Annotated in this window: 3 protein-coding genes; 1 reads left to right on the top strand and 2 read right to left on the bottom strand. The window is 71.0% G+C overall.

Translation table 11 applies throughout. From position 1 onward, the window contains the following. Both EIO58_RS16610 and EIO58_RS16605 read right to left on the bottom strand, forming a co-directional pair. On the bottom strand, positions 1 to 748 hold a 748-nt coding region (locus EIO58_RS16610), incomplete at its 3' end, for a DEAD/DEAH box helicase family protein (protein ID WP_164861806.1). 119 nt (positions 749 to 867) lie between these two features. After that, positions 868 to 1,521 (bottom strand): hypothetical protein, encoded by a 654-nt coding sequence (locus EIO58_RS16605; RefSeq protein ID WP_127820404.1) that lies wholly within the window; start codon positions 1,519 to 1,521, stop codon positions 868 to 870. 90 nt (positions 1,522 to 1,611) lie between these two features. On the opposite strand from EIO58_RS16605, the gene EIO58_RS16600 reads away from it, so the two are divergent. Continuing rightward, a complete protein-coding gene (locus EIO58_RS16600; RefSeq protein WP_205789341.1) occupies positions 1,612 to 2,220 on the top strand; it encodes a DUF4126 domain-containing protein in 609 nt (202 codons plus the stop codon). The last annotated feature ends 4 nt before the right edge of the window (positions 2,221 to 2,224 follow it).

Genomic DNA, 2,224 nt, shown 5'->3' with positions numbered 1-2,224 from the left:
CGGGGAAGATCGGAACGCTGTCGAGCCGCTGCACCACGTCCCCCGTGAGCGGATGGAGCATGTACAGCGCCTCGATCTCATCGCCGAACATCTCGATGCGGATCGCGTACTCCTCGTACACCGGGATGATCTCGATCGTGTCGCCGCGCACGCGGAAGTTGCCGCGCGAGAAGTCGACGTCGTTGCGGTTGTACTGCATCGCGATGAACTTGCGGATGAGCGCGTTGCGGTCGTACGCCTCACCGACCTGCAGCGCCACCATGGCGCGCATGTACTCCTCGGGCGCACCCAGGCCGTAGATGCACGACACCGTGCTCACCACGACGACGTCGCGGCGGCTGAGGAGCGAGTTCGTGGTGGAGTGACGCAGGCGCTCGACCTCGGCGTTGATCGAAGAGTCCTTCTCGATGAAGGTGTCGGTCTGCGGGACGTACGCCTCGGGCTGGTAGTAGTCGTAGTAGCTGACGAAGTACTCGACGGCGTTGTGCGGCATGAGTTCGCGGAACTCGTTCGCAAGCTGCGCCGCGAGGGTCTTGTTGTGCGCCAGGACGAGGGTCGGTCGCTGCACGGCCTCGACCAGCCACGCCGTGGTCGCGGACTTGCCGGTGCCGGTCGCGCCGAGCAGCACGACGTCGGTCTCGCCCGCGTTTATGCGGGCGGCGAGCTCGGCGATCGCGTGCGGCTGATCGCCGGATGGCTCGTACTCGCTCACGACCTCGAACGGCCGCACGGATCGCGTGGTCTGCATCTGTCCCAGCGTAGGCGGCGCCTCCGACATTCCGACAGGATCAGCGCATCGCATCGGGCGGCGTTCGCGGCGAGCGGATGCCGGGGGGCTCCCCGCTCCGACCCGAGCGACGTCCGCGCTCAGCCGCCGAACCCGCCGCCGTCGAAGCCGCCGAAGCCGCCGAGCCCCCCGGCGTCGAACCCGGCGACCCCTCCGCCGTCGAAACCTCCGCTGGCGGCTCCGCCGTCGAAGCCGGACGCACTGCCCGGGTCGTAGGCGTCGCCGATCCACGCCGGCTCGGAGGCGAGCTGCAGGGAGCCGGCACCCACGGTGTAGTACGCCGCGACAGAGCTCGAGAGGAGGAACTGGTTCGCCACCAGCGACATGACGCCGGCGCTGGCGAGCATCGTCCGCACGTCGACCGCGTCGCGTGCGTCGTCAGTGCCGGGTCGATCGGCCACGACGGTGCCGATCGGCACGCGGGTCGCGGCATCCGCATCGCCTCCCGCAGCCCGCCGCACCCGGTGCTCCTCCGCCCGCCGCACCAGCCGTGCGAGCACGGTGGGGTCCTCTGCGGCGGCATCGCGCTCGGACTCGGCCATGAACGGACGCAGCTGCTCGAACATCCCGCGACGTCGCTGGGGCGGCAGATCCTTGAACGCGGCCGCGTGGGCGCTCTCGATGACCGAGGCGGGAAGGGTGCCGAGCAGGTAGACGTACCGCGCGATGCGCTCCTCATCGGTCACGGCGCGGTACGGCTCCCTGCGCCGGCGGAACCTCGAGAGCATGCCCATACCACACCTCCATGACGTGCCTTCAGGGTACGCCGCCGTGGCCCGCCGCGACACTGCCCGACCCGACCGACGCGCGCCTAGAGTGGAGGCGTGCTGGAGTTCCTCGTCGGGTCGGGACTCGCCACGGCGGCGGGACTGAACGCGTGGATGCCGCTGTTCGTCCTCGGCGTCGCGGACCGGTTCGTGCCGGCGGTCGAGCTGCCGGGGGGATGGGCGTGGCTGTCGTCGGACGTCGCGCTCTGGGTCGTCGGCGCGCTGCTGGTGGTCGAGATCGTCGCCGACAAGATCCCCGCGGTCGACTCGGTCAACGACGTGATCCAGACGGTCGTGCGCCCGGCGGCCGGCGGCATCGCCTTCGGCGCGGGGTCGAGCGCCGAGACCGTGCGCGTGGACGACCCGGATCTCCTCACCGGGACGGCCTGGGTGCCGATCGCGATCGGCGTCGTGATCGCCCTCGCGGTGCACATGGTCAAGGCCGCGGTGCGCCCGGCCGTGAACGTCGCCACCGCGGGGGTCGCGGCTCCGGTCATCAGCACCGTCGAGGACGTGACCTCGCTCGGGCTGTCGGTGCTCGCGATCATCGTGCCGATCATCGCGCTGGTCGTGATCGCCGGCCTGGTCGCGGCGGCGGTGCTCACGCTGCGCGGGCGGCGCCGGAGCCGCGCCGCCCGCGACGCGCGACCATCGGACGACGGCTGATCAC

Origin of the sequence: Microbacterium sp. CPCC 204701 (assembly GCF_004010105.1) — a bacterium.
GTDB lineage: Bacteria > Actinomycetota > Actinomycetes > Actinomycetales > Microbacteriaceae > Microbacterium.
Note: the sequence above shows the minus strand (reverse complement) of the source record. Positions and strands in the feature narration are given on the sequence as shown.

Excerpts from the sequence above, each read along its gene's own strand:
- EIO58_RS16605 (WP_127820404.1), bottom strand. The coding sequence starts at position 1,521 with ATGGGCATGCTCTCGAGGTTCCGCCGGCGCAGGGAGCCGTACCGCGCC.